The organism is Paenibacillus anseongensis, from assembly GCF_009757995.1.
Taxonomy (GTDB): Bacteria; Bacillota; Bacilli; order Paenibacillales; family NBRC-103111; genus Paenibacillus_E; species Paenibacillus_E chondroitinus.
In genome coordinates, this window is the sequence record NZ_WSEM01000039.1 from 567,388 (window position 1) to 589,318 (window position 21,931).

Annotated in this window: 24 protein-coding genes; 5 read left to right on the forward strand and 19 right to left on the reverse strand. The window is 45.6% G+C overall.

From position 1 onward, the window contains the following. Window positions 1–9: 9 nt before the first annotated feature. From GON05_RS37865 to GON05_RS37895, 8 genes are all read right to left on the reverse strand, one after another. The gene (locus tag GON05_RS37865) at window positions 10–777 is read right to left on the reverse strand and encodes an ABC transporter permease (RefSeq protein WP_127456449.1); all 768 of its coding nucleotides are present in this window, start codon (window positions 775–777) and stop codon (window positions 10–12) included. Continuing rightward, a complete protein-coding gene (locus GON05_RS37870; RefSeq protein WP_127456450.1) occupies window positions 777–1,067 on the reverse strand; it encodes a thiamine-binding protein in 291 nt (96 codons plus the stop codon). The genes GON05_RS37865 and GON05_RS37870 overlap by 1 nt, the downstream gene beginning before the upstream one ends. A gap of 27 nt (window positions 1,068–1,094) precedes the next feature. Continuing rightward, window positions 1,095–2,138, reverse strand: coding sequence for an ABC transporter substrate-binding protein (locus GON05_RS37875; RefSeq protein ID WP_157326602.1), 1,044 nt, complete (start codon window positions 2,136–2,138; stop codon window positions 1,095–1,097). A gap of 336 nt (window positions 2,139–2,474) precedes the next feature. Beyond that, window positions 2,475–3,326: a patatin-like phospholipase family protein gene (locus GON05_RS37880; RefSeq protein WP_157326603.1), complete on the reverse strand. Its 852-nt coding sequence runs from the start codon at window positions 3,324–3,326 to the stop codon at window positions 2,475–2,477. Between the two features lie 236 nt (window positions 3,327–3,562). Beyond that, window positions 3,563–3,703 carry a hypothetical protein gene (locus tag GON05_RS38985; protein WP_181646488.1) on the reverse strand — a complete coding sequence of 47 codons (141 nt, stop codon included), beginning with the start codon at window positions 3,701–3,703 and terminating at the stop codon, window positions 3,563–3,565. A gap of 76 nt (window positions 3,704–3,779) precedes the next feature. Further along, entirely contained in the window at window positions 3,780–5,345 is a 1,566-nt protein-coding gene (locus tag GON05_RS37885) for a DUF3369 domain-containing protein (protein WP_220138870.1), read from the reverse strand. Next, a complete protein-coding gene (locus GON05_RS37890; RefSeq protein WP_157326604.1) occupies window positions 5,342–6,877 on the reverse strand; it encodes a sensor histidine kinase in 1,536 nt (511 codons plus the stop codon). The genes GON05_RS37885 and GON05_RS37890 overlap by 4 nt, the downstream gene beginning before the upstream one ends. 13 nt (window positions 6,878–6,890) lie before the next feature. Next, window positions 6,891–7,271, reverse strand: a complete 381-nt coding sequence (locus GON05_RS37895; protein ID WP_157326605.1) for a hypothetical protein — start codon at window positions 7,269–7,271, stop codon at window positions 6,891–6,893. Window positions 7,272–7,592: 321 nt separating this feature from the next. Here GON05_RS37895 and GON05_RS37900 point away from each other — a divergent pair, with 321 nt between their 5' ends. Both GON05_RS37900 and udk read left to right on the forward strand, forming a co-directional pair. Continuing rightward, complete coding sequence (locus tag GON05_RS37900; protein ID WP_157326606.1) at window positions 7,593–7,910, forward strand: hypothetical protein; 318 nt, start codon at window positions 7,593–7,595, stop codon at window positions 7,908–7,910. A 115-nt stretch (window positions 7,911–8,025) separates the two neighbouring features. After that, a complete protein-coding gene (gene udk / locus GON05_RS37905; protein WP_127456463.1) occupies window positions 8,026–8,661 on the forward strand; it encodes a uridine kinase in 636 nt (211 codons plus the stop codon). Between the two features lie 46 nt (window positions 8,662–8,707). On the opposite strand, the gene GON05_RS37910 is transcribed toward udk, so the two are convergent. Further along, window positions 8,708–9,943, reverse strand: coding sequence for an MFS transporter (locus tag GON05_RS37910; protein ID WP_246239764.1), 1,236 nt, complete (start codon window positions 9,941–9,943; stop codon window positions 8,708–8,710). Then, a complete protein-coding gene (locus tag GON05_RS37915; protein ID WP_157326607.1) occupies window positions 9,858–10,400 on the reverse strand; it encodes a hypothetical protein in 543 nt (180 codons plus the stop codon). Before GON05_RS37915 ends, GON05_RS37910 begins: the two co-directional genes overlap by 86 nt. Before the next feature lie 169 nt (window positions 10,401–10,569). Between GON05_RS37915 and GON05_RS37920 the strand changes: the two genes are divergently transcribed. Then, on the forward strand, window positions 10,570–11,685 hold the full coding sequence (locus tag GON05_RS37920) for an aminopeptidase (RefSeq protein WP_157326608.1): 1,116 nt from the start codon (window positions 10,570–10,572) through the stop codon (window positions 11,683–11,685). Window positions 11,686–11,770: 85 nt separating this feature from the next. Here the strand turns inward: GON05_RS37920 and GON05_RS37925 are convergent, their stop codons facing one another. Further along, window positions 11,771–13,252 (reverse strand): L,D-transpeptidase family protein, encoded by a 1,482-nt coding sequence (locus tag GON05_RS37925; RefSeq protein ID WP_157326609.1) that lies wholly within the window; start codon window positions 13,250–13,252, stop codon window positions 11,771–11,773. Window positions 13,253–13,429: 177 nt separating this feature from the next. On the opposite strand from GON05_RS37925, the gene GON05_RS39860 reads away from it, so the two are divergent. Next, on the forward strand, window positions 13,430–13,564 hold the full coding sequence (locus GON05_RS39860) for a hypothetical protein (protein ID WP_258567612.1): 135 nt from the start codon (window positions 13,430–13,432) through the stop codon (window positions 13,562–13,564). Window positions 13,565–13,639: 75 nt separating this feature from the next. Here GON05_RS39860 and cyoD read toward each other — a convergent pair whose 3' ends face one another. From cyoD to GON05_RS37950, 5 genes are all read right to left on the reverse strand, one after another. After that, on the reverse strand, window positions 13,640–13,972 hold the full coding sequence (gene cyoD, locus GON05_RS37930) for a cytochrome o ubiquinol oxidase subunit IV (RefSeq protein WP_157326610.1): 333 nt from the start codon (window positions 13,970–13,972) through the stop codon (window positions 13,640–13,642). 1 nt (window position 13,973) lies between these two features. Next, window positions 13,974–14,591 (reverse strand): cytochrome o ubiquinol oxidase subunit III, encoded by a 618-nt coding sequence (gene cyoC, locus GON05_RS37935; RefSeq protein ID WP_157326611.1) that lies wholly within the window; start codon window positions 14,589–14,591, stop codon window positions 13,974–13,976. Further along, complete coding sequence (locus GON05_RS37940; RefSeq protein WP_127456469.1) at window positions 14,591–16,570, reverse strand: cbb3-type cytochrome c oxidase subunit I; 1,980 nt, start codon at window positions 16,568–16,570, stop codon at window positions 14,591–14,593. Before GON05_RS37940 ends, cyoC begins: the two co-directional genes overlap by 1 nt. A 34-nt stretch (window positions 16,571–16,604) precedes the next feature. Then, complete coding sequence (gene cyoA, locus GON05_RS37945; RefSeq protein WP_157326612.1) at window positions 16,605–17,594, reverse strand: ubiquinol oxidase subunit II; 990 nt, start codon at window positions 17,592–17,594, stop codon at window positions 16,605–16,607. A 275-nt stretch (window positions 17,595–17,869) separates the two neighbouring features. Further along, window positions 17,870–18,127 carry a hypothetical protein gene (locus GON05_RS37950; protein ID WP_157326613.1) on the reverse strand — a complete coding sequence of 86 codons (258 nt, stop codon included), beginning with the start codon at window positions 18,125–18,127 and terminating at the stop codon, window positions 17,870–17,872. A gap of 244 nt (window positions 18,128–18,371) precedes the next feature. Here GON05_RS37950 and GON05_RS37955 point away from each other — a divergent pair, with 244 nt between their 5' ends. Continuing rightward, window positions 18,372–19,124: an MBL fold metallo-hydrolase gene (locus tag GON05_RS37955; protein ID WP_157326614.1), complete on the forward strand. Its 753-nt coding sequence runs from the start codon at window positions 18,372–18,374 to the stop codon at window positions 19,122–19,124. A gap of 89 nt (window positions 19,125–19,213) precedes the next feature. Here GON05_RS37955 and GON05_RS37960 read toward each other — a convergent pair whose 3' ends face one another. From GON05_RS37960 to GON05_RS37970, 3 genes are all read right to left on the reverse strand, one after another. Beyond that, on the reverse strand, window positions 19,214–19,522 hold the full coding sequence (locus GON05_RS37960) for a DUF4870 domain-containing protein (protein WP_127456473.1): 309 nt from the start codon (window positions 19,520–19,522) through the stop codon (window positions 19,214–19,216). A 79-nt stretch (window positions 19,523–19,601) separates the two neighbouring features. Next, window positions 19,602–20,582: an NAD-dependent epimerase/dehydratase family protein gene (locus GON05_RS37965; RefSeq protein WP_157326615.1), complete on the reverse strand. Its 981-nt coding sequence runs from the start codon at window positions 20,580–20,582 to the stop codon at window positions 19,602–19,604. A gap of 33 nt (window positions 20,583–20,615) precedes the next feature. Further along, window positions 20,616–21,926, reverse strand: a complete 1,311-nt coding sequence (locus GON05_RS37970; protein WP_246239766.1) for an FAD-dependent monooxygenase — start codon at window positions 21,924–21,926, stop codon at window positions 20,616–20,618. Window positions 21,927–21,931 lie beyond the last annotated feature (5 nt).

Genomic DNA, 21,931 nt, shown 5'->3' on the forward strand with positions numbered 1-21,931 from the left:
TCCCCTTCCTTAAGACGACCGTTTCACGTTCCACCGAATAAAGAGCTTTTCAAGCCCGGCAATCAGCCAAAAGAACAACAAACTAATCACAACAATGATTAATATGGCGACAAATTCACGATCTGCACGAAAGCCTGATTTCTGCAAAATCATATAATAGCCCAGACCGACACCGCCGCCTAGCCATTCTGCAATGACAGCTCCCATTACGCTGTAGGTAGCGGATATTTTCAGCCCGGTAAACAGAAACGGAAGGGCATGCGGCAGCTCTAATTTATAAAAAATCTGCCGTCTGCTGGCGCCAATCATTTGCATATAGTTGTACATGTTTCGGTCCGTTTGCATAAATCCGTCCAGCGTTGACATGGTGACAGGAAAGAAACAAACTAGTGCGATTAAAATAATTTTAGGTAAGATGCCAAAACCAAATAAAATAATGAGCAGCGGTCCCAGCGCGATAATCGGGACATTTTGGGACAAAATCAGGAGCGGATAAAACCCTGCCTTCAGAAAAGGCACTCGATGCAAACAGCTTGCTACGATAACGCCTCCTGTTACACCAACAATAAACCCTATTAACATTAAACGTACTGTAGCAAATGTGTGCATCCATACCCGTGGCATGTCCGTAGTACCGTCCTGCCAGATCTTAAGCGGACTTGGAAGCAGCCAGCTTGCCGTTCCTCCCCAAGTCACCGCAAGCTGCCAAATAAGCAAGAGAAGGATGACCACAACAATCGGTGGCCACCCTGCTTTCAATCCGTTCTTCAGTTTCATTATCTGTATTTCTCCGTCAGCTTGTCCATCGATGCGCCAGACGGGTTAAAATAGATTTTCACTTGCGAGATAACGTTAGGGCTGCCCATCTCAATCATCGCTGCATTCATATCTTGAATGATCAGCATAAGTTGATCCAGCTCCCCTTCCATCGTCGTCTCGAGTGGGGAAACGAAATATTTCACGCCTGACTTGGCGATGACTTCAATCGCTCGATCTACATAAGGGATAACATCTTCACCGTTTTTTGTTTTAGGAATAATTTGAATACTTACAAGTGCGTTAGCCATCGTAAATGCCCCTTCCGAGTCATAAAATTATTTCGTGCCAGCAGGTAAGAAATTGTTCGTAAACGCTGCGTCTACATCTAGATTTTTCTCCAAGAGCTTATGCTCCAACATCCAGTTCGCATAATTTTCCCATACTTGACGTTTTTGTTCGCCCCAACGCGGCGCATCATCCTGATAACGAGGGCTTAACCATTTTTGGCTGGCCATCACGAGTTTGGCATCCAAATCAGGCACAGCTTTGATCAAAATATTAGCGGCATCCTCAGGCTTGCTGATTGCAAATTGATAGCCCTTGGCTGCTGCCGCCGTGAACGCTTTAACGAGCTCTGGCTTCTCTTTAATCAGTTTTTCGCTTGTTGCTAATACAGGAGTATAGTAGTCCAGTTTATCCGAATATTTGTTCAAATAAATCATGTTCAGCGGCTCTCCGCGAAGCTCGGCGTCCACACCTGTCCAAGCATAGTAAATCCAGGCGAAATCAATATCTCTTTTGACCGCTGTGAAATAATCGGCATCACCGATATTTACGTTTTTCACTTTGCTTGGATCAGCTTTCTCGGATTGCATGAGCGAGTCGATCATTGCGCTTTCCGCCGGGGCTCCCCAACCACCGTATGTTTTTCCTTCAAAATCCTTAGGCGTTTTAATGTTTTTAGCTACCGGTGAAGCAAAGCCCGATGTATTATGCTGAATAACAGCTGCAATGGAAACGAGGGGTACACCTTGGATACGTCCCTGCGTGATGCTTTCTTGATAGGAGACCCCGAATTCAGCCGCTCCTGAAGCAATCATCGCATCCGCTCCGGCTTCGCCAGGCGCAATGATTTGAACATTCAGTCCTTCTTGCTCAAAAAATCCTTGGTCTTTCGCCACATACAGACCCGTGTGGTTGGTGTTCGGCGTCCAGTCCAGGACAACCTTTACATCCGTAAGCGGTTTTGCCGAAGCGGCTGGGCTGGCTGAAGCAGCCGGGCTAGCAGGATTGGCTGGTTTCGCCTCTTGTTTCCCGCAACCTGCTGCAAGGACAGTCAAGCTCACCAGCATGAGTGGTGCAATTTTTTTCCAGTTCATTTCTTGTTTCCCTCTCCCTTATATCTATATAACCACAAGAAAAAGCTCCCGTTATCCGGGAGCGCCATTGGTAGAAAGATGATAAACCCATACAAAATTAAGAAATAGACAAACATTTTGTGTGAATTCTCTACGCTGGCATTACCCAGATCAGATTAACGGTTAGTGACATTTCGGTCACAATCTCAGCCTGACGACTCAAGCTCCCGTGGGTTCTTATTGGTTTGATATTACCATACCGCATGTTCGCTATGAATGCAAACAAAAACCACCATTCCTTTTCACAGAAATCGTGGTTCATATGAACATTCGGTTACTTTTTCCCTTATCCATTGATTAATTAACAAGCCAGTCTTTCAATTGAGACCCCATCCGCTTCGCATCCTGATAACCCAACTCATGTAAAACTTCGAGTTTCCTAGGATTTTTCTCCATTCGGCCTACCAGCACTTTGGACGATGGACGAATGACGATCGCGCTGCCATCCGCTTCCATTTGCCTAACGAGCTCTAAAGTGCCATTATAAATTTCACTGCGATTAACTAACACATCCACTAAGCCATCATATTTCGGGTAAAAGCTTTTAGCTAACCACCGCTGTTTAAAAGGGGTCTTGCGATAACCCATCTCTTTGGTTAAGACAATGATATGTTTTCTGTTCCCGTCTGCAACTGATTTCCTCACAGGGATTGGGTCTACCAAGCCGCCATCAAACAAAATACGGCCATCATAGAGGATGGGCTGCGCAACAAACGGCAGCGAGCTTGAGGCTTGAACGATCGGCATCGTTTGCTGGTCGAGTTGATGCTTCGTATAATAGACCGGCTCTCCTGTATGCGCATCAGTAGTACCGATAGCGAATTGCTGAGGGGAACGATAGAATGCATCGTAATCAAACGGGACTAATTTATTAGGCAGTTCATTAAAGATGAAATCCATTCCAAATATGCTCTTATGACGCAATAAATTGCGATAACTTAAATACCGATGATCTCCAATATAGTCAATGGTCACTTTCTTATTGCGACCAGGTTGTTTCGAAATATAGGATACCGCGTTGCAGGCTCCCGCTGATACACCAACTACATACGGAAAATACCAATCTTGTTCCATAAAGTATTCCAAGACTCCCGCGGTGTATACGCCTCGCATACCTCCGCCTTCCAGTACGAGTCCAATTCCTTCCATCGTGACACCTTCTTTCTGTCTATCTCTAGCCCTTTATTAGCATACAGGAAATGTCAATTAAAATAAATGCTCCTCCGTCTCCGTAAGAATGACAAAGAAGCAGGTTCAAGCCCTTTTTTTATATGGATTCGGGAATTACCACATATAATCCGCGTTTTTGACCAAATTCCGTAAGCCTATAAGAAAAGGCTGCTCGCAGGTCTTTCGTGACCTTGTGAACAGCCTTACCGCTTTAACTATGAATTCGTTTTGTTAATGTTGTTTAAGCTAGGTGGATATTCAGCAGCATTTTGCTTCTTTAACGTCTGAGCTTCTTCCATCAAGGAAGCGTCATTCTGCTGATTATTCTTCTTATCAGGACGATTCACTTTGGTCATTGCCTTCACCTCCATCATCTCCCACCTAGTATGAGAAGGCTGCCGGCTTATTATGCTTTTTCGATCCTTAATGCCGTTAACGTTGTTCCCTGTAAAGCTCCTTGATCACCAGAAATTCATCCAAGTGCTCCAGAAAAAGATCCACAACCACGGGGTCAAAATGACGTCCGCGTTCTGTTTTTAATAAATCCAGCACCCTATCCAGCTCCCATGCTTTCTTGTAGACACGATCACTGCACAGTGCGTCAAACACATCGGCTAACGCCGTAATACGCCCATAGACGTGAATATCCTCGCCGCGAAGTCCATGGGGATACCCCGAACCATCGAACCGCTCATGATGCTGCTGGGCAATGATAGCCGCTGCGTTCAACACTTGCTTGTTCGAATGCTTCAGCATTTCATAACCCAAGTTCGAGTGAGTTTTCATAATTTCAAATTCTTCCTGTGTCAATGGGCCTGGCTTATTCAAGATCGCATCCGGAATCCCGACTTTCCCCACATCGTGCATCGGCGAGGCTAGACGAATAACCTCTGCTTCTTGCTCTGACAATCCGTATTTTATCGCCAGCAAGCGCGAATATTCCGCTACTCGCTTCACATGATGCCCCGTTTCCCGGGATCTTGTTTCCGTGATTTCACCCATCGTATAGATGATTTCTTGCTGCGTGCTTTCCAACTCTTCATTCAAGTATATATTCTCAAAAGCAACGGAAACGTTCGTGCAGTAGATATCAATTAAATATCGCTCCCACTCGCTCAGTTCTTTGAAGCCATTCATATAAATGACATTCTCCATCCCCATCTTGCTTTGAAAATAAATCACAAAACGGTCGGAAGCGAACGAGCTTTTTTTCGTTAAAAAAGCGAGCTCAATTTCACCGAGAACGTGCTCGGGAACGACATCACGCGCTCTTTCATCCTGATTGGACGCATAGTCGCCGCTCGCAGCCAAGATATAAATATCCTCGACACCCTTCGTTACGGCAAAGCTGCAATGAATGGCATTCTTATGCAAGTTAACAATGGAGGTCATTTGAGTTAAAACGCCTGAGGCAAACTTCTTCATAGATTGCAGTTCAAACAGCGTTGCCGAAGATTTAATGATTTCCTCCAGCCCTGATCTGCTTTTCTCGATTGTCTTCAAATCCCGATAGGAGCGCAGCGCGGTAACGACGGTCGTGAACAGCTTTTGCGTCGTTAGCTCGGTTTTCTCTTTATAATCATTAATGTCATAATCCATAATGACTGTACGCTCAGGAGCTTGACCAGGCTGACCTGTACGCAAAATAATGCGTATCGCTGTATTTTTTAATTCCTCGCGTATATATCTTACAGTTTGAAGCCCTGCATCTTCCTGTTCCATCACAACATCGAGCAAAACCAATGCTGCATTAGGCTGCTGTTGCAAGACTTGTTTAGCTTCTGCAGCGGAAAAAGCACTGTGAAACTCCAACTTTCTGCCATCAAACTCGAAATCCTGCAAAACCATCTTCGTCACTTGATGAATCTGTTTTTCATCATCGACAATTAAGACAACCCAAGGATCCTGTTCCACCACCACATTATTTGTGGGAACGTTCTCTTCCTCATCAGCAAAAAGTAGTTCATCCAGGTCCATTAACCCATCCTGTCTCGTCATAGCTCTGACTCCTCCTCTAACGGAATCGTGATCATAAACAAACTGCCTTGTCCCAGCGTACTCAAGCACTGGATGCTGCCATTCAGCGATTGCGTGACAAGGTTATAAACGATATTCATGCCTAAGCCGGTACCGCCTTTGCCGCGGCTGGTCGTAAAGAACGGATCAAAGATATGATCCAGCACCTCCTGCGTCATTCCCTTCCCATCATCGGAATATACAATCCGAATATGATCTTGGTGTTCAGTGACACGAATGCTTAAGCTGCCTTCATCTTCTGGCCCATAGGCATGATTCAATGAATTCATAACTAAATTCGTAACAATTTGCGATAACGCTCCGGGATATGTATACAGATTAAGGCCATCATCACAATAGATGTCTACACGAAGTCTCGTTTTCTTCAGTGATGGCTTTAAGCTGGCAACGATTCCTTCTAGATACTCCTTCAAAAGAAACGTACGTTTCACTTCCACGCTTTGATCGACGGAAATTTGCTTAAAGCTGCGTACCAGTGAAGAGGCGCGTTCCAAATTCGTCTGGACCATGGCGTTCGTTTCGCCGATGATGGAAAGAAACTGTTCCAAATCAGATTTTTTCATTTTACCTGTTTCGTACAAGCTTCGGAAATCCTTCGTCTTCTGATCCAAATAGGTGATCGCGGTAACTCCGATGCCTATTGGTGTATTTATCTCATGGGAGACACCCGCAACGAGGTTGCCTAAGGCTCCCATCTTCTCGGATTGAACCAATTGATCCTGGGTAATTTGCAGCGTGTTGAGCACCTGCTGGAGCTCCTTATAACGTTCATCCAGATTTTTTACCATATCATTAAAAGCCTCGGATACTTCCGAAATTTCGGGAGAAGCCTGGAATTGCAGCAGCGGAAGCTCTCCTCCCTGCTTGACAATCACAGCAGCTTCGCGAAGCTTGCTTAAAGGTCGAATGACAATTGTGCGTAAGATAAGCCATAGCAAAATGGATAAGATGATAGCAATGCTAATACCTACAGCTAAAATAAGCTTCGTGCGCTTCTTAAGCAGCACAGACTCCTCGGAAGAGTCGAAAATGACTTCCACGGCTCCAACAACCATGCCATCTTCCTGCAGCGGCGCGATGAGCCTTACAACCGGCTTCTCGCTTTTCGCCATTGGCAGCCGGTCTACGATCGTTTTGTCCTGCTTTGGAATAATCACGTTGGATGGATCCAGACGCTTACCGACCTGTTCGCGATCAGAAGCAGCCAGAATAGCTCCGTCTTTGCTGTAGAGCTTCATTTCGAGAACCCGCGTGTTTTTATATTGAATATAATCAAAAATTTGCTGCACATCCGAAATCGAGCGGGATTCCTCGTAACGCCCATTGATGGCGATGGTCATGCCGCTAATTTGGCTCACATAAGCTTCTTTGATGGATTGATTTAAACTCTTCGTATCGAACACCATCATCGTCGAAATCATAATGACCGTCACCGATGTAATCAGAAATACGATTCGTTTCTGTAAACTGAGCTTCTTTCGAAGTATAGGCATATGCAAGAGGCTCCTATTTCACGTCGAACGTTATCGTTTTGCTAACGTCGTAAGGCGTATGATCGTTGTTATGTAAGGATACTTTGACTTCATGCGGCCCCTTGCTCAAATGATCCAGCACTTTCTGCTTGTCCGTCACGACAATTTTCTCACCTTTATCCAGGGAAATGTGGATGTGCCCTTCCCCTTCAACCCGTTGATGATCATAATGCTCCTTCGAAATCTTCAGATCCGTCGTCATCTGCAGCGTTACGGCATCGCCATTGACCGCCGCACTGACTTCTAATGTTGGCGTATACGTATTTGTCGGCGCTGTACTTGTTTTCGCTGACCCGCATCCGGAAATGAAGATGGCCATTGCAGCTGCCAAACAAATACTTTTACAAATTCTCATCTTTTCATCCCCTATTTAGTCGTTAATTGTCTATTCATGAAAGGATTTCTACTCAAAAAAAGCTATCCTCTTTAGCTTATGAATATTCATAAAGTTTGTCCACTTATATTTTGGAAACAAAACCCTTTGTTTGAACACTATTCTATGTATTCTTAATTTTCAGACTTTTCTTGTCGAATCGTCATGAGAACGCTCACATTTTGCGCTTACCCAGGAAATAATTTCATTTCCCGAATGAAGAATGATTTCCCCAGCTTTGGAGCAATGTAGTAAAGTCACTGTTCATTTTAAAATAACTCGATTCTTAGGAGGCTCTCCCCTATGTCCGACACCCGTGATTTTTCGATGCAGGTCCAACACGCCATTGACGCAGCAGATCAAGCCATACGATTGGCTTCAGACGCTGAGTATAAACTGCAAAGAGCCGTCATGCAGGCTCACCCTCATGATATACAATCTGCACAAGCTGCTCTGACGCAAGCCAAGCACAAAGTCAGAGATGCACAGGCCCAGCTTGAAACGTACAATAATGAGCAGTATGGGCAGCAAATTCAGCAAACGTTGGAGCAGTTGAACCAAGCTTCTCAGGACGTCGATGCCAATCAAGTGAAATTTCACACCCCTAAGCAAATTCGGTAAACGTCGGTTCTATGTAAAAGGTGATCGAAATTCGATCGCTTTTTTCTTTTTATATGAACAATATGTTAAACTACTGGGGAAGGTTTTCAAGTTATTTGGGGAGGCACTACATTTCATGCTCGTTATCGGAATTGCCGGAGGTACCGGTTCAGGAAAAACTACAGTAGCCAGATCGATTATTAATAAACTGGGATCCACGAACGTGACATTAATTTCACAAGATAATTACTATCTTCATCATAGTGGTCTTACTTTTGAAGAGCGGGAGCGCATCAACTACGATCACCCGCGCGCGTTTGAGAACGAGCTGCTGCTTAAGCATCTGAATGAATTGAAGAACGGAAACGCAGTCAATATCCCCGTTTATGATTTCTCGAAGCATGCTCGCTCGCAAGAAACGATCCGAGTTGAAGTTAAGCCTATTGTGTTGCTAGAAGGCATCCATGTATTAACCGATGAAGATCTTCGCAGCGCTTTGAATATCAAGGTGTTTGTTGATACGGACCCGGATGTGCGTATCCTTCGCCGACTTTCCCGGGATATTAACGAACGGGGGCGCACGCTGCAATCTGTCTTCGATCAGTATTTGACGACGGTGAAGCCGATGCATGATGCTTTCATCGAGCCTTCCAAGAAATATGCGGATATTATTATTCCTGAAGGCGGAGAAAACCAAATCGGGATCTCCATGCTGACGATTCTGACGGAACGTTATATGACGGATCAGGCAGCCGATTATGAAATAGGCTAAAACAAGCAAAAGACACTCTCGCCATTCTTGGAAAGAGTGTCTTTCTTTATGCCGTCGGTTCACGGCGAAACATAAGCCCTGATAGTGCAAATAAGACGTAAATAAGGCTGAGCACATAAAAAATGCTGGCCGCACTGGAATAGCGAATTGCCATTCCTCCGATTAAAGGCCCCGCAATGCTCCCTACACTATACTGAATAGACGCCAATACGTTGGCCGTGGGAAGCAGATGTCTAGGTAAAATGTCTGCCGCGTAGGCTAGTCCAAGCGAAAAAAACGAGCCTACCATGCCTCCGGCTATGGCAAATAATAAGCCAATCAGCCATAATTTCGTGCCTGCAAACGGGATACATAGAAAGGCTAGCGCGCCAATAAGTCCGGATGAAATGAGGATTTTCTTCCTCCCGATGCGATCACTCCATATGCCCAGCGGCAGCTGCATGATAAGGCCGCCTACCCCCATGACAGGCAAAAGAACTCCAATATTAGCCTCTGACAGGCCTATGCGTAAACCGTAGAGCGGAAAGTTACTGTTCATAGAGGCTTCCATATAGCCATATAATAGCGAAGTAATAAGCGGGAACCAGGCTATGGCCGCCACTTTTGATGCACGCTTATGTACAGCTTCCACGCGTTCGCCTCTTTCAGGACGCTCATTTTTCAGCCTTGTCATCAGCAGCAAAATGACAATAAAAAAGCTGCTTGTGGTCAGAAACGGCCCCCAAATCCCCACTTTTAAAAGTGTAATCCCAACTGGCCCTAAGCTGAATCCGATGCCGTAGGCCATTCCGTACAACGTGATATTGCGTCCCCTATGCTCTTTGGGGCTGGACGTTACAATCCATAGCTGTGTGGCATAATGAAGAGCGCTATCCCCTATTCCTACCATTAAGCGAAGCACAAACCAGAATCCAATATGCTGCCAGGCAGGAAACAAGCAGTTCGCCGCAATAACCAGTCCCATCCCAACCATAATAACCGGCTTATAACCAAACCGCCTGACCGGCTTTTCGATGAAGAACATCGTCGAGAAGATGCCGATATACAGGGCAGCAGCATTCAGGCCATTGGCATCGGTAGATACACCCGATCGATCCAGCAAAATCGTAAGCAGCGGCAGAAGCATGCCTTGGCTCATGCCCGCTACGATAATGACCATAATTAATATGGTTAATTTTCTGGGGGCTAGCCCCTCTTTAAGAGCCATTTCCAAAACGAACAGTTTCCCATCTTTGTGCGTAATCGTGCAGCTTGCCATGGAGCGGGACATGGAACTGCTCATGAATGTATAATCTTAGATTCTTAATCCATTCCTTGAAGGACGGATAAGTAACGAACAAGTTGGCATAGCGATCACTTAGGCATAAAAAATAAGGACCTGATGATTTCTCCGTTAAAAAATGCAAGGAAGTATCCAGAGGGGTATATTTCTTACGTTTTCCCTCCCATGTGTCTACATCCACTTGAACCGAAGTGTTCACTTGTTTCACAAGGCTTTCCAAATGCTTCACTCTGGCATAATAGGGCATACTGGTCGTAATAGCCATTCTACGAAGCGTTTCTTCATGCTGCGGGTAAAAGATGGCTCTGACGAATTTCTTCTCCTCCGCCCATGCCGTAAAAGCCTGCATATCGGATTCCGTCCAATCTTCGAATGTTTCGAATACAAACACCGTGCCTTTGTGCGTTTGGGCAGGGGGTTCATACCCGAAAGGTACTTTAATCTGCTCTCTTGCCATGCATGTCCTCCTCTTGATGTTTGATGTGCTTAAGCAAGTCTAGTTCTTCACAATTCTCTATTGTAGCATACCCTTTAAAGTTCTATGAAATGAGGGCTCAATTGGCTTTAAGGCTCCCATTGCGATATACTTTCTAAGTACTAATTTTCAATTAAGGGAGACCTATAGAATGAGAGATCCGCGACTTCAAACATTTGCCCGCAATATTATCCGCTACTCGGTTAGCCTTCAACCTGGTGAGAACATTCTGATTGAGATGATTGGCGTCAAAGATCCCGAACTCGCCAAATGCTTCATCGAAGAAGTATATGCCGTAGGCGGCAAGCCATTCATTGAACTGCGTGATCCTATGGTCATGAGAAGCTTGCAAATGAAAGGGACTCAAGAACAATTTAGTGAATGGTCTGATTTCGAGCTTGCCCGCATGAAGAAGATGGATGCTTATGTAGCCGTTCGCAGCGGAGATAACATTACGGAATCTTCCGATGTGCCAGATGAGCAAATGCGCCTGTACTTGAAATATTTCCAACGTCCGCTCTTTGACGAGCGCATTAACAATACCAAATGGTGTGTCATGCGCTACCCGAACCCTTCCATGGCTCAGCTTGCTGGCAAAAGCACCGAGGAATTCGAAAATTTCTACTTTGATGTTTGCAACCTCGATTACAGCAAAATGGCGACAGCCATGGAATCGCTGGTAGACCTGATGAAACGAACAGATAAAGTTCGTCTTGTTGCCAAAGGCACGGACATCTCCTTCTCCATTAAAAATATTGGCGCAGTTCCTTGCTCCGGGCTGAGAAATATTCCGGATGGCGAGGTGTACACTGCACCGGTGAAAGACTCTGTGAACGGTGTAATCAGCTACAATACGCCAACGATCTACTCCGGCACTTCCTTCGAGAACATCGTGCTTCGTTTCGAAAACGGGCGCATTGTGGAAGCGACCAGCAATGACACCAAGAAATTAAACGATATTCTGGATACGGATGACGGAGCGCGTTATATCGGTGAATTCGCTATCGGGGTGAATCCTTATATTCAGCATCCGATGAAAGACATTCTTTTCGATGAGAAAATTGACGGCAGCATCCACTTCACACCAGGCCAAGCCTATGAAACCGCGGATAACACGAACCGTTCCTCCGTTCACTGGGATATGGTTCTGATCCAGCGTCCGGAATACGGCGGCGGAGAAATTTACTTTGACGATGTGCTTATTCGCAAAGATGGTCGATTCGTCCTACCGGAGCTTGAGAAGTTGAATCCGGAAAACTTAATGTAATCAAATAAGCAGTTGAGGCATCCCGTAACGACTGGATAGCTTCAGCTGCTTTTTTATGTAATGGCATTAAATTATGCATAATCACTTATCCAAGCCAATGGAACATGACTTCTTCCGGCGACTCATCTAAAGTCGGCCGCGTGGCTGGAATAAGCAGATTGATGTCCTTCAGCTGTTCATGGCTTGCCCCGGCCCATGTTGAGGCCTGGATTTGCACTTCTGCGCCCTTAGGTACAAATGGAAAGAGCTGCTGCACGTCCCCGTTTGTCAATCTCACACACCCCAGCGATTTGTCCGAACCGATGGAGCTCTCATCGTAAGTGCCGTGAAGCGCAATTGCCCCCAGCCCCAAACCGGCTTCCCCGTAACTTTGCGTGCGGCTTCCCTGAGGGTTTTGCACGCGGTCCTTCACGAGGAATTGACCTTGCGGTGTACGATCATTTGCGCCAAGGCCGATTTCTTTATCCCATAAAATATAATCTCCGCTTACGAGTTTAAGTTGATGTTCCTTTTTATTGATTTCAATATGAACAGGTTCGTACTGGATTTCCTGCACATCAGCGGAATTCGCATAGAACATTTGTGAAGGGTTTGCCGCATCCGGTGAGTACACCCAGCCCCCGTCCCCCGTGAAAGCCTCAGAAATGCTATTAGAACCCGTTGTCGCTTCCAAAGGGATAAAGCTAATATAGTTGTTCGGATAATCCTGCAGCAGCGCATCCAGACGGGCTGGCGGGCTGCCGTGATCTTTGGTGTACGCCTCCAGTGCCGTGCGAACTAAATTAGCACCAAACGCACTAAGCGGTTGGTGCTTTCCAAATTCGGTATTCAAGAAACGAATTTTTACGGCTTCATCTGTCGCAGGATGGTACTGTGCAACAACCACAGCACTCTTCGTCAGCTCCTCATCTCGGAGCAGCATGGTTTTCCCCTGAGCCATGTTATCCTGGGAAATAACGCCGTAAATCAGGATGTTCGTCTTCGGCATTTCCTTCGCCAGCTCCAGCGCTTGTTTGTGCAAGGCGGTTTCAATCGCTTGGCTCTCGGTCTCAGGTGCGATGTACATCACGAAAGGCGCGTCAACCGTTTCATAGGTAATGTCGCTCCCAGCGCCCCAGACCTTCATCGTAGAAATGGTTTTGTAGAGTGGATTACTCCCCGCAAACAAAACGATTAACAAAAGATTAAGGACGAGTAGAACGATGAGCAGCGTTTTCATAAAAGGAGGCAAAATCCCCTTCGCTTTCTCCGGGAAAGCTTGCTGCAAGTTCATCGCATGTGCGGCCTTCTCCTCTTCAATGTCGCGAATCGCTCGATTCGCGGCGGAATAGAACGGCGACGGGTAGGTGCGAAGAACTTCCTTGTAATGAAAAATAGCTCGCTTGAAATTCCCTCTTTTTTGAAACTTTTGCCCGATCTTATAATGAGCTTCCGGTGAGGTAGCATCCAGATAACGGATCACCTTCTCATAGTACATCGGGTCGGATGGAGAAATGAACAAGTTCTTGCGCAAATGAATGAGATTGTCATCGAGATGGTTACGAAATCGCTGGTTACGGCGTATCATTCGGCTCCTCTCCGTTCAATAGATTAGCTTGTCCATTACGGATGACTGATACGTTTAGTATCTCTGATACATAATGTATCATGTTACCAACATGAAAACAACCCCTTTCTTGCTTCCTGAAAGCACCAGCATGAACCTTGTCTATTTAGCAAAAGCTGAATCTCGGAGGTGATAGAGATGAGTGGGAGAAACAGCAAACCGAAAAACAACGGACCATCCGGCAGCCCTTCTCGCCTGGATCAATTTGGAGACAAAGCCGCCCAGCAAGATAAACGAGAAATGAAAGAACGCAATAACAAGTCATCATGCTAAGCTCCTAATAGGAAAAAGACGCCCCTTCCCGCGTATGATCGCGGTTTAGAGCGTCTTTTCCTTTTAACCTTTGTATTAATGCGCCACTTGGTTGTAAGTCATGATCCAAATGGAGCCGCCAACGATGGTCACGAGAATAATGAGACCAAAAATCAGCGTCATAATATTCCAACGCGCATTCTCGCCTTCCTTCACATGCATGAAGAAGAACAATTGCACCGCAAACTGCAGAATAGCCATGATGAGAATTAAAACCAGTGTTCCAGTCTTACTCATCATGTGGTTCATAACAACAACCAGTGGAATGATGGTTAAGATGATGGAGAGCGCGAAGCCGATGATATAAGATTTTAACGACCCGTGCGCATGGTTATCGTGAGTTCCTGTATGGTGTTGGTGTCCGCTCATCTTACATCACCCCCATCAAATAAACGATTGTGAAGACAAAGATCCAAACGACGTCAAGGAAATGCCAGTACAAAGAAATAATTTCCACTTTGCGCTTGGTCACAGCAGTAATGCCTCTGCGTCTAAGCTGCAGGATTAACCCGATCATCCAGATCAATCCCACTGAAACGTGAAGCCCGTGCGTCCCTACGAGTGCAAAGAAACCGGACAAGAAAGCACTTGTACTAATGGATGCTCCCTCGTGATTCACCATGGTAACGAATTCCGATACCTCAAGCCCAACGAAAGAAGCCCCTAGAATGACGGTAACAATTAGCCAGCCGATTAACTGCTTCATGTTCCCTTTGTTCATGCCTAACACCGCTAAACCGCTCGTGAAAGAGCTCGTAAGCAAAATAAATGTCTCAGCGATGATACCCGGCATTTTGAAAAGCTCTTCCGGTGTAGGTCCCCCATTCGTATTCTGATGGAGAACCATATATGTGGCGAATAAAGATCCGAATAAAATGACATCCGTGATTAGAAAAATCCAGAATCCGAAGGTCTTGAGCGATTCGTGATCATGTTCATGGTCGTGTGCATGAGCGTCGTGCCCACCGTTCGCGGCTGCATGTGCCATTAGACTTTCGCTCCTTTCAATGCGGCTTCTGTCCGTTTAATTTCGTCAACCGGAATGTAGTAGTCCGTGTCATAAGTAAATGAACGAGCTATCATACAAATTCCGACACCGATCAGCGCTGGAATCGTGAGCCACATCCAATCCCATACGAAACCAAATCCTGCGAAGAACCAAAATGCGGATTTCAGGAATGGAATAGCCGAATTTTTAGGCATATGAATCGGTTCATAGACGACTGGTGCCGCCGCTGCTGCTTTAGCTTGGGTACCTTGCTTCTGCTTCGTCTCCCACCATGCATCGATCGTAGACACTTGTGGAAGCACAGCAAAGTTGTAAATTGGCGCCGGTGAAGGAATCGACCACTCGAGCGTACGGCCATCCCACGGATCTCCGGTCACATCCGGCTCTCTGAACTTAATGGAGTGAGCAATTTGCCATACTTGGAATAGGAACCCGATCCCCATCAAGAAACCGCCGATGGTGGATACCAAGTTGAGCGGTCCCCAGCCCATATCGAAATCGTACGTATACGTACGGCGAGTCATACCGTCTAAGCCTAAGAAATATTGCGGCATGAAACAAACATAGAAACCGATGTTCCACAGCCAGAAAGCCCATTTGCCTAAGTGCTCGTTGAGCTTGAAGCCGAACATTTTTGGCCACCAGTAGTACAAACCTGCAAAGTATCCGAAAGCTACACCGCCAATTAAAACTTGATGGAAATGCGCGATCAGGAAGTAACTGTTATGGAATTGGAAGTCAGCAGGTGCAACAGACAGCAAGACCCCTGTCATTCCCCCTACGACGAAACACGGTATGAATGCAATCGTCCACATCATCGGCGTTGAGAAACGAATTTTCCCTCTGAACATGGTGAATAACCAGTTAAAGACTTTGACACCGGTAGGAATAGCAATCAGCATCGTCGTAAGTGCGAAGAACGCGTTGACATCCGCGCCTGAACCCATCGTGAAGAAGTGATGCGCCCATGTGAAGAAGGACAACAAGCTGATGATGAACATCGCGAAAACCATGGATTTGTAACCAAACAATTTCTTCTTGGAGAACGTTGCAACGATTTCCGAGAAAATCCCGAATGCCGGAAGGACAACGATGTAAACCTCAGGATGTCCCCACATCCAAATCAAGTTGATGTACATCATCGGATTTCCGCCACCATCCAAGGTGAAGAAATGCGCACCGAAGAAGCGATCCAGGAACAATAACGCTAGAGTAACCGTTAGAATAGGGAATGCAAAGATAATCGTGACGCAGCTGGAAAATACAGACCAAGTAAACATCGGCATTTTCATCAAAGTCATGCCTGGAGCACGCATTTTGATAATCGTGACTATAAAGTTAATCCCTGTCGCCAAACTACCGATACCTGAGATTTGAATCCCCCAAATATAGAAGTTCTGTCCGACGCCCGGACTATGGGAAAGCTCGGAAAGCGGCGGATAGCTCAGCCATCCTGCATCCGGCGATCCGCCGATGACGAACGACACGTTGAACAGCATCGCTCCCCAGAAGAATAACCAGAAGCTGAGTGAGTTCAAGAACGGATAGGCAACGTCCCTCGCTCCAATTTGTAGAGGAACAACGATATTAAACAAACCGAACATGAGCGGCATCGCCATGAACAAAATCATAATAACGCCATGAGTTGTGAAAATTGCGTTATAGTGATCGGCTTGTAGAAACTGCATATTTGGTACGGCGAGCTGTACACGCATCAAAAGTGCGTCGACACCGCCGCGGAAAAGCATCAGGATGGAACAAATGATGTACATGATTCCGATCCGTTTATGGTCAACGCTTGTTAACCACTCCCGCCAGAGCCAGCCCCATTTTCTGAAATAAGTCAGTACGAAAACCATAGCAACCATCGAGAGCCCGATACTTACCTGTGCGCCCAGAATAAGCGGGTCGCCCGTTACGAAAAACTCTGATGCGAACTCTTTAATACGATCCAACATGAGCATGACTTCCTTTCGTAAAAACTTCGTTCTATCATTTTGACATATTCATTTGGCTATGATCCATTTGTTTAGAATCTTTCGCTTCACTTTTTTCTGACGCCGATGAGGTTTTCATCGCATCATGATTGGTTTCAGAAGAAGCCCCATGACCGCTGTGAGCGGATTGACCATTCGTATATTTCGTTACCACCTTCTGGAATAGTCCGTCTGGAATGGTGGAGAAATACTGAACCTCTTTTAATTGACCAGGCTTCGCCAGTTGTTCATAACTTTCCATCGTAAGTTTGGTTGGCGATTGTTTGGTTTTTGCAACAAAGGCATCAAAGTCCGCTTGGGACGTCGCATTCACGTCGAATGTCATATCGGCGAAATGGGATCCGCTGAAATTAGCTCCCGTTCCGAAATAATGACCAATCTCATCCGCCTGCAAATACAAGGTCATGGCCATTCCTGACATCGTATAAATCTGTCCGCCTAACTGTGGAACCCAGAATGAATTCATCGGAGCGTCGGAAGTCAGTTCAAACTTAATCGGTGTATCCGCTGGAATTTGCACATAGTTAAGTGTGCCAATGCCTAACTCCGGATAAGTGAACAGCCATTTCCAATCCAGTGATGTCACTTGGATCGTAATCGGAGCTTTCTCCGACTTAATCGGTTTGGATGGCTCCAAAGCATACGTATATTTAACCGTGATTACAGCGAGTGCCGCAATCATAATAATCGGTATTGACCACCATACAGCTTCTAGTGTTGTGTTGTGTGCCCAGTTCGGTTTATAAGAAGCTTTACTTCCTTCTCGATCCCGATACCGCCATACAATCCATGCCGTTAGTGCCAAAACCGGAACAAGAATGACCAAACACATAACCGTGGAGATGTACATCAAATCTTTTTGCGTTTCAGCAATCGGTCCTTTCGGATCCAATACCATTGCTTGACCGCTGCAGCCTGCCAATAACACGACGATGGCAATCATCATCAAGGGCAGCAATGCTTTTACGAGTTTTCTCTTCTTCATCCAACTAACCTCCTAATCCACAATCTACAAAGTGCTGTTTCTAAGTATTTATTAACATGCGCTTTTTTATCTAATACTAAGATAACAAATTGCATTTAAAAGTACACAGGCACTAGCAGGACTTAACAAATACGTCAAAGGATCGACGTTTTACTGTAAAACAAATGTCACACAACGTTTGTTGACTATTATGTAAAAGTATGAAAATCCATGAAAATCAAAAAGCCCTTCAAGTTATTCACCTGAAAGGCTAAATTTATTCATGAATTTTGTTCTCATTCGTCCTTCGATACGGCACGGGAATGAACCAGATGAATCGCTGTGCGAATCACATAAACGAAAACACTGCCTACCATGAATCCGATTCCAATCATTAACGTAGCATTGCGATCACTGAAGTGATCCAAACTCAACAAGCTTAATACTAACCCTATGCCAAGCAAAGCCCATGCCGCGATAGTCATTAACTTTACTAATGGCACCACATCACGTTCACTGCGTTCATTACTTACGGTTACTGTTTTAACAGCCATCATTATCACTCCAAACTCAGAAGTAAAAGTCTAATATAGTTATTATAACACAAAAAATAAAAAAAATGTTCATATTTTATTCACACGTTGATCAAATTTTGGACAAAAATAAAAATCGGAATTTCACAGAATCATCTATTGACATTTAATTATAATTGTGTTATAATTAAATATTTTATTGACTTATACACTCCTCTATAGGTATGATAGTTTCATTCTTTACTATCACTTTGGAGGGATTACGATGCAAATCGCAAACGGAATTCATATGTTGGAGCTGGAAGTTCTCATCATGGGACGTACAAACGTTATTTATCCTATCCTATTGAGCGATAGCGACGGTGCGGTATTAATCGATACTGGGTACCCTGGAAACTACCCTCTTATTTGTAAAGCATTCGAGCACGCCTCTGTCCTTCTTGAAGATTTAAAAACGATTGTGATCTCTCATCAGGACATTGACCATATCGGGAGCTTGCCTGCATTTTTAACAGAAATGCCAGGCAAACTAACTGTACTTGCCAGCCAGCTCGAGAAACCTTATATCGAAGGCGAGAAAATGTTGATCAAAGTCACGCCGGAGGCCATTGAGCGCGCTGTCGCAAGCTTGCCCGCGGATGTTTCGCCCGAATGGCGGAAAGCTTTTCGAACGAATTTAGAAAATCCTCCCAAAGGGAAAGTGCATGGCATCTTGGAAGATGGCCAGGTGCTTGCGATCGCCGGTGGCCTTCAAGTCATTTTGACGCCAGGTCATACACCGGGACATCTGAGCTTTTATCACATCCCAAGTAAAACGTTGATTGCCGCGGATGCACTGGTTGTTGCCGACGGACAGTTGATGGGTCCTATACCGGCTTATTGCTACGATTATGAGTTGGCGAAGCAGTCGGTTAAGAAGTTCACTGCTTATGACATCGAAAGAGTTATTTGTTATCACGGTGGGCTGTTTTATGATAAATCGAGCGCGCGGATTGCTGAGCTAGCAACAGAGCTTTGAGTGGCGAAATACGAGTCCATCTAAACGTCCCTAAAATTAAAAAGCAGGCTGCCCCCAAAGGCAACCTGCTTTCCATTATGTACGTCAAACTACTTTAATAGCGTGTATGCGCCGATTACCGGCAGCGGTTTGACTTGACCTTGAGCGGCTGCAACAATGCCCAGGATGGCGAAGATGAAAAGCGCCAGGTTGGCAAGCGGCAGCAGAATCCAACCGATAATCGGGATGATTCCCAGCACTACATTCAAGATCACGCAGCAGAGGAATAGTGTCAGCCCTTGATTCGCGTGGTACATAGCAAACTTCGAATCTTTAGCAGCAATCAGCGGAACGAAAAACAAGATATAAGCAATAATAGCCATTCCCTTATTACTTTGAATATCCGTGGAATCGTACATGGACAGCACCTCTTTTCTCAAAGTATACTATTCCATTATATTCGGACTTTTCCATCTATTCTATTGATTTTCACACAATTCAAAAAATATTTTTCGACCAGATCAGCAAGAGTTCCTCCTCACGGGCAGGGTCCATGCCGGCTGCACGCACCGCAGTCATAGAACGACTTTGATCCCATGCCAACGTATCTCGAACAATTTCAATCAATGGTCTTGTTGTCAAACCGTTCGCAAAAGCCTTCGCATTATCCAAGGAGAACATCCCGACTAGACTATCGCTTTGAATCCAAAGCGGCATCTCCATCCATTCTCCGACCTCATTTGCCACTAGGAACTCTTCCGGCACCCACGTACAGATAACTTCATGCTGAGTAGTTTGTGTACAAGCTTGAACAACCTCCTCCATTGTATAATCACTTCCGCTCGCATGCAGCGTGCCTACCATCTCTTGCTCCACTAAACGAATAATCCAAGCTGACAAGTCGCGCACATCAATAAATTGCAGTTTCCGTTCTTTCGGCAATGGCACCAACACTTCGCCCCCACGGTGAAAACGAGCAGGCCAATACGTAAAACGATCAGACACATCGTACGGTCCTACAATGAGACCGGGACGAATAACCAGTGTTTGGTTCGGGAATTCTTGCTGCACAGCTAGTTCGCAAAGGGCTTTCTTTGCCCCATATTTCTGACCAGGATCCATCTGATCTGTCAGTTTAGCAACAGGTGCTGCTTCATTAACATTCACTTTTTTCAGATCCTCGTAAACGGAAATCGTAGAGATGAACGTGTAGTGTTTCACTTGATTCTTAAGCTGCTCAGCGGCGGCTAAGACCGACTCAGGTTCATACCCGCTGGTATCAATCACCGCATCCCACTCGCGACCTTGCAGGAGGTCTAAATCGTTATTCCGATCGCCAATAATATGCCGAACGTTAGGAAAGGCATTGGCATCATGCAAGCCGCGATGAAACAAGGTAACGTCATGCCCCTGCGCTATTGCCGCTTCCGTTAGGGCTCGTCCAAGAAACTTTGTACCACCAAGAATGAGTATTTTCATTAGTACCCTCCATTGTTATATCTTCTAATCGTATCATTTCATCCACTCTTTACGATCCCAATCCGACATGCGATAGCCAAGCAACCAATGCAACTGCTTTATTTTGAATGAATCAGGAAATAAACTCAGCAATAAATTACGTAATTTTATGATCATCGGGTTTTTCATTTGTACCATTCGGGCCATGCGTCTTGACTGTCGTACAATGCGATTAGCTCGTGGGATGCGAATCGCTTCATACGTCTCGTACGCTTTTCTAATACTAGGTAGCGTTATATCGGCGGCTTCCTTCAAACACTTTGCAAGCACATAAGCATCCTCCATCGCTTGCGCTCCGCCTTGCCCCAAATTCGGCAGCATCGGGTGTGCCGCATCACCAAGCAGCACCACTCTGCCTTTGCTCCAGGAAGTAAGCGGCTCTCGATCATAAATATCATGCTTAAGAATCGCTTGTTCGTTTGTCGCCAACACTACCTCTTCAATTGGAGCATGCCAGCCGCTTAATTGCTGAAGAACATGCTCTTTCTTTCCCCGCACTTCTTGACCTTCAGGAGCATTGATCGCTACAAACCAATAGATTTGACCTTCGCCCAGCTGCGAAAATCCAAATCGCCGTCCACTGCCCCAAGCTTCAAAACCTCCGCCAACCTCTAGGGTGTAAGCTGGGTCTACATAAGCAGCTACGCCACGAAAAGCCGTAAATCCTGAATACGTCAGCGGACCTGCCCCAAACAAGAGCCTAGCCGTATCAGAATGCAGTCCGTCTGCACCAATCAGAATATCCGCGTGGTCTTCCGTTCCATCCTCAAACCGCACGCTGACACCATGCTCATTTTGTTCCATTGACATCATCTTTTTCCGATCATACAACTTCGTCTCATCTCTCAGAGACTCTGCCAAAATAGCCTGCAGCTTCGCACGATGAATAAGATAGCTGTACGTTTCGTAGCGAGCTGCTTGTTTGGCTACAGGAACGGATGTGATGGTGTTGCCATCCCAAGAGCGAATGTCTGCCATGCCGACTTTGGCACCTGCCTGCTTCACCTTATCGGCGACACCAAGATCCTTCAAGACTTCCAATGCGTTCGCGGCGATGACAATCCCTGCTCCAAATTCAGCACGCGCCTCCTTTTTCTCATAAATGACGGCTTCCCATCCGATTTTTTGTAAAAATAGGGCTGTCGTGAGGCCGCCAATACCTGCCCCAATAATAATCGCTTTCTTGCCAGGTGCAACAGACTCCATGCCATCCTCCCAAATCCAGTCATTTCCATCTACTTTATCATATTCCGGGAAAGACAAATACTCCTTAATCCAAAGACTAGGAGTATTACAAACATGCATATGAA